Below are 5935 nucleotides of genomic sequence, written 5' to 3'. Positions count from 1 at the left end.
GTTTCGGCTTTGAATCCCGAGCTAAAAGCTGTGGAGAGGTCACAAAAAAACAAACAGCGCAGTTAATAAACTATATAGTAGTTGTCGACTATGCATATGTCTAATTAATTTCATCTATTTTCAGGATGTGTTTACGAGTTCTAAAGTAAGTCTGTGTGGGTCTGTGTGGGTCTGTGGCTAAACAAGAAATTCTAGATAATAGCCTAATAGGCCTGAATAGTTACCTTTACTTTAGATAAGTTATTGTTGAGTGAATTGGGTGATACGAAAAAAATCTAACAACCAATAAGGGAGATCTAAATGGATGCAATCACCATGATCAAAGAGCGAAGGAGTGTTCGTAAATTTAAAAATGAAAAAGTGGACAGAGAAACAATGAAGGAGATTGTTTCAGTTAGCCGCTGGGCACCTTCATGGGCAAATACTCAAATAGCACGCTATACATTGGTTGATGATAAAGCGACTATTAAGAAACTCGCAACCGATGGTGTAAAGGGATTTGTTTACAATATAAAAACTCTAGAAAATGCAAAAGGCGTTGCCGTGCTGAGCTTTGTAAAAGGTAAAAGTGGAAAGCTTGAGCAATATGGTGAATATGACTCCGCTAACGCACACATCTGGGAAGCTTTTGACGCAGGTATTGCATGTCAGACATTTTGTCTTGCAGCACATGAAAAGGGTGTCGGAACATGCATTATGGGCGTTATTGATGAAGATTCAATATCCAAAATAGTGAGTTTGCCAGAAGATGAAAGCGTTGCCGCACTGATTGTCTATGGATATGGGGAAGGCGATCATCCGGCACCAACACCAAGAAAAGAAGTTGAAGAAATTTTACGTTTTGTTGATGCGCAATAATACCGTTTGGTAAAATTTCACATATTGCTTTGGCCTTTTCTTGAAAAAGAACAGGGCGGCAGTTCCCAACCTCGTTAGTTCTGGTTTGGTGAGAGTGTAATTTTGGCTCGCTGCCAATCTGTGAGAGGGAAATAGCTCAAGCTAAAACAATTGTGATAAAACGAGTGAGAATGACATGGATAACAGACGAACAGTAAAACAGGTATTTCATAGTCAACCAACCCTTGAGGGGGCCGGTGTGCATTTGAAAGAAGGCAGAATGCTCGGTTTTCAATTATGGGCAAACCTTCCTGCCGAAAGCAAGATGATGAGTCCTCGTTATCAGGATATTAGGGCAACTGAGATTCCGACGTTAATCCTTGATGATGAAGTAATGATTAAGGTAATCTGCGGAGAGGTCAATGGTACCTGTGGTCCAGTGAGAGATATTATGATTGATCCAGTCTATCTTGATATTGCTGTTCCGGCAGGAGTAACTTATAGGCATGCCACCAAAATAGGTCATACGGTTTTGGAATTATATCTTTACCTTGATAAATCAACCTACAGCACTTCGTTTTTCCACTGAAATTCTGGCCCCGCTCGGGCTGGAACCTCCAGCGCCGGTGAAATAACGGGTTTTTTCTCCTGTAGCGATAAGAGCGGCATATCTCCGGCGGGAATGCCGAGGAAATGATATGAGCGAGTTGTTGATTGATCAGCTGACCAACCTTTTTTTGAGATCAGATGGTTTGGAGAAACTGTTTTTCCGCTTCCATCGTGCCGATCAGAATCAACTTGTCCTGTTCGTTGAATGGTATGCCCGGGTCGGGATTGACCACGAGGTTGTCTCCGGTTTTAATGGCGATCACGGTGCAGCCGGTTTTTTCCCTTATCGCGGCCTCGACAAGGGTTTTGCCGACCAGGGAGTCATGCACCGGTCTGCTAAAAACATTGAGTCCTTCGGTGAACACCGATACATCGTCGGGTTGCAGTAGGTTCAGGATACGGTTGGCGCCCATGGAGGCGTAGGACAGGACCACGTCAGCGCCGGCCCGGTGCAGCTTAGAGACGGTTTTTTCCGCGGTTGCCCGGCTGATGATCTGGACATCCGGCCGGAGCTGCCGGCAATAAAAGGCAAGATAGATGTTCATCGCGTCATTATGAGTTGTGATAATGATCGATCGTGCGTTTTCTATGCCGGCTTTTTTGAGGATGTTGATATCGGCCGCATCGCCCTGGATATGGTTTATCTTGTTCCTGCATCCCGACAGACCGCTTTTTTCAATAATGGTGTAAGGAATTTTCCTGGCTTCCATGGTTTCAGCGGCCGCGCATCCGACCCGACCGCCGCCGAGTATCAGCACCGGTGCGTCAGGGGCATAGTCGACGCAGGAGAAGGCAAAGTGTTCATCAAAACGTTGCAGCTGTTCACGGGTGCCTGCCATGACAAGAACTGCCGTGGAACTGATAACGGTCCAGGGGGAGGGCGTTTTGAAAACTCCATGTTCCCAGATTCCGACAACGGTTACGCCGGTTATCGCCCGCAGCCTGATTTCCGCAAGGGTCTTGCCCTCCAGGGGGGTGTGCATCGCCGGTGATTCGGCGATAAGGAGCTCGTCAAACCTGCCGATGACATTGGTGTCCATGTCTATGCCGAAAGTCCTGAGCCCCAGTGATGATCCCAGCATTTTCATGAACTGGAAGACCTTGGTGTTGCCTGGAAATTCGAGGATATCGATGGAGTAATCGTTGTCGGCGGTGGTGATTATCGGAACCTTGTTCGTTATCTCCCTGATGGTGAACGCGATATTGGTGTTCATCATGTCATCGTTGGTGGCGACCACCATGGCGGCGGTATGAATGCGGAGGCGCTCATAGGTTGCCGGGTCATCCACGTCGCCAAGCACAACATTGTATCCCTGATCGTGGATATCCAGGGCCTTGTGCAGGTCACTTTCCACGACCACATAGTCGTAGTTGTATTTGGCCAGTTTCGGTATGAGTTTTTCCGTGATGGGATCGAGGTGGGTGATGATAACATGGCCTGATATGTCATCCGGCAGCTCCCGGGGGGTTCTCGTTTTTTTCTGCGCCTCCAGCCATGGGGCATAAAAAAACTGGACAAAGGTGAAGGGGAGCATGATGAGCAGGAAAACAATGCCCGACAGGAGAACAACAATGGTAAAGACCAGACCCAGGTCGGTCTGGAAGGTGATGTCCCCGAAGCCAAGGGTGGACATGACGGTGAGGGTCCAGTAAAACCCGGTAATCCAGCTGAACTCCCTGCCCTCGTACATCATGAGAGCGTGAAAAATAACGCTGTATGTGGTTACGACAAGAACCAGGAAGCCAAAGAATTTGGACAGCAGGTGAATGTTTCGCTTGGTCGTCCTGTCCTGGAAGAAATAGACAAGCATCGCCGGCAGGAATTTCATAAACTGGTCTCTCTTGGGGCCTGTAAGGAAATAAGTGTTAAAAATAAGCGCTCAGATTTGGGTCAGGTTTGGCCGGCAAGCAGGGATTGTCATTGATGAGGATGATAAATAATCGCTTTTTCAGCGGTGGGCCGGCAGGGGAAATTTACCTCTGCTAACCCTCTGCGTCACGAAAAAACGCGCCCAAAACTTCCAAATTGCCTATTAAAAGCCAAGGATCCTCAGCTCATTACCACTCAATCAGGCTGCCGTACCACTCGAAAACTTAAGCAGCCGCCCATTATCCCTGAAAAACCCATCAAAATTCAATACTGTTTTTTGAAAAATGTGTCAACCTTTTGTTCAATTCACCGGTGCCAGGCCAATACAGGCACAGTGTAAACTTTTTTAATAGTTGGCTGCAATAATTCTCGCCAAGTCGGTGAAGGAATCCGTCGGGGTTTATAGTTGGAGACATCGATAAAAAAGTCTTAAAGGAAAAGGAATAAAAAAAAGACAAAAAAAAGCAGCAATCAAAGAGATGACTGCTGCTTTTTTTGAGATATCCACCCGCCAAAGCGGAGCAGAAAAAGGGGTTAGTTGGAATAAGAGCTTATATCACTCATCCCTTTACGGGAGTCCATATTCAGATTACCGTTTTTTACAGCCTCCTTGTTCCACTCCTGAAGCAGGGTAGCCTTGAACTGCAATTTTTCGGCAACTAACTGCGCCAAAGGTACGCCAGCTATACCTTGGGCTTTTTCCTTTGTAGAAAAATCCGGCGCCATATAGGTAATGGCATTGTATTTGGCAAGGACCTTAACCAGTTTCAGGCGGGCAGTTTGGGCGATCTCGTTTGCAACAGCCAGAAGACGCAAAGTTTCTTCCGGGGCATGGAAAAAAGAGGCGTGGCTGGCAATGGAATAATCCCAACGCCATTGACCGTGTCTGATATCCTGGAGGATATCTGCCATCTCGGCCTCGGTGGCACCAAGTTCCCAGGCTTTACCAGCTTCAAGATGTGCTTTGGCAAGATTGTCCATTGCGATTGCCATCAACTGCTCCTTGCGCTGCAATTTACCTTCAACCAATGAACGGAACTCTTCCTCGGACTTGTTGTGACAGTTAAGGCAGGTGCTTTCAATATCGTTGAGGGGGTTTTGAAGATTGTGATCTGAGTAGGACTGACCATCTTTACTTTTCTCAGGCATATGGCAGTCTGCACAGGAAACATTACTTCTGGCGTGAATTCCAGTTTTATAAATCTCGTATCCAGGGTGTTGCGCTTTGAGCATCGGTGCCTTGCTTATTTTGTGGGTCCAGTCACTGAAATTAATCTCGTCATAATATTGCTCCATGGCTTCGGCGCTGAGGCCTTTATCCCAAGGTAATGTAACAACGGCTGCGGTTTTTTCGACGCCATCCTTATCTGTCCATGGTGTTTTCTTGAAATAATACTCTACATGGCATTGAGCGCAGGCCAAAGAACGCAAGTCGTTTTGTGTTACCTTGTCCAGATCAACCCCGATAGCCTCTAGCCCTTTTTTAAGGTATGGCCGAGAAATAGCCACCTCACCGGTTTGACTGTTATGGCAATCAGCGCAACCGATGGGATTGACGATCTCATGTCCATATTTGGCCCATTTCCCTGTGTAATACTCCAGTTCCCCATCTTTTTGCATCATTCTTGGAACATCTGGCGATTTACAGCTCCAGCAAGCGGTGGGCATTGGGCCGGTAACCGGGCCAACAGGCGCTCCGGTTCGTAGAGAATTTATGTTGTCCTGAAGAGCATAAAAATGTCCTCGTGGGGCATTGTAATCCTTGGCAAAGCCGTATCCAGCCCATAGGACAGGCAGTTGAGGTTTTTTCTCGAGCATATCGTCAATGCGATCGCTCTGGCTCGTCTTTTTCCACGATTCATATTGAAGTGGAAAGGATTTGGCCCACTCTTCATTTCGGGTTTCAATCCCTTCTTTTTTTATCATGGTTCCAGCTATTGCCGAAACACTCATTGAGGTAATGATAATGGCAGCAAGAATAAGCTTAAATCCTACCATTTTGGCTTTGAGATTTGTTTTCATAATTCGCTCCTTTTATTATTGATTTGTATGAACAGAAAAGAATGTACCTTCGAATTTATTGAATTAGATGTTTAGCAAAGCCTGTGCCACTTGTGAATTGTCTGTAAAAACAGATAGATATGATTTTCATAAAAAAAAGCGTTACTTTTTGGTAGCGCTGCAACTCTCATATTGTTACCGGAAGGTATCATTTTCTGTTTATTTGGTTATGGAGAACGATTAAAATAAATATCCTGGAATAGAAATACTTCATTTTGGGCTTATTAAGTGTCAATCCAGGCCTTAAGCGGCTTTCATTCTGGAAGAAACAGCTGACAGATGACACATTAACGCTTACCAATGATGAATTAATACGGAATTCAGGGGACACCATACTTAATTGAGTCTGGTCGATCGCCTAAAGCCCGCATGTCTCCTGAACTTTTTTACTAAAGCAGATTGTTTTGCAACTTTCAGGAGTACACGAATTCTATTCGGAATCTTGTGACAAAAACCGAGTCAGACAGTTGTAACACTAAAAAAACGATTTCTTTCAGTAACTATTTAATATTTAAAAACACTATATACCCATGAAACACTTTAGAGGTAACATAAGAC

General features: G+C 45.4%; 4 protein-coding genes. 2 read left to right on the top strand and 2 right to left on the bottom strand.

Annotation, left to right across the window (positions count from 1 at the left end):
- Nucleotides 1–300: 300 nt before the first annotated feature.
- Nucleotides 301–858: a nitroreductase family protein gene (locus tag HQK80_14855; protein ID MBF0223476.1), complete on the top strand. Its 558-nt coding sequence runs from the start codon at nucleotides 301–303 to the stop codon at nucleotides 856–858.
- A 175-nt stretch (nucleotides 859–1033) separates the two neighbouring features.
- Nucleotides 1034–1426 (top strand): hypothetical protein, encoded by a 393-nt coding sequence (locus HQK80_14850; protein ID MBF0223475.1) that lies wholly within the window; start codon nucleotides 1034–1036, stop codon nucleotides 1424–1426.
- Between the two features lie 154 nt (nucleotides 1427–1580).
- Here the strand turns inward: HQK80_14850 and HQK80_14845 are convergent, their stop codons facing one another.
- Both HQK80_14845 and nrfA read right to left on the bottom strand, forming a co-directional pair.
- Nucleotides 1581–3275, bottom strand: coding sequence for a potassium channel protein (locus HQK80_14845; GenBank protein ID MBF0223474.1), 1695 nt, complete (start codon nucleotides 3273–3275; stop codon nucleotides 1581–1583).
- Nucleotides 3276–3850: 575 nt separating this feature from the next.
- A complete protein-coding gene (nrfA, locus tag HQK80_14840; protein MBF0223473.1) occupies nucleotides 3851–5314 on the bottom strand; it encodes an ammonia-forming cytochrome c nitrite reductase in 1464 nt (487 codons plus the stop codon).
- Between the last annotated feature and the right edge of the window lie 621 nt (nucleotides 5315–5935).

The sequence above is a fragment of the Desulfobulbaceae bacterium genome, assembly GCA_015231515.1.
Taxonomy (GTDB): Bacteria; Desulfobacterota; Desulfobulbia; order Desulfobulbales; family VMSU01; genus JADGBM01.
Note: the sequence above shows the minus strand (reverse complement) of the source record. Positions and strands in the feature narration are given on the sequence as shown.

Coding starts and splice junctions, on each gene's coding strand:
- nrfA (MBF0223473.1), bottom strand. CDS start 5,314: ATGGTAGGATTTAAGCTTATTCTTGCTGCCATTATCATTACCTCAATG.
- HQK80_14850 (MBF0223475.1), top strand. CDS start 1,034: ATGGATAACAGACGAACAGTAAAACAGGTATTTCATAGTCAACCAACC.
- HQK80_14845 (MBF0223474.1), bottom strand. CDS start 3,275: ATGAAATTCCTGCCGGCGATGCTTGTCTATTTCTTCCAGGACAGGACG.
- HQK80_14855 (MBF0223476.1), top strand. CDS start 301: ATGGATGCAATCACCATGATCAAAGAGCGAAGGAGTGTTCGTAAATTT.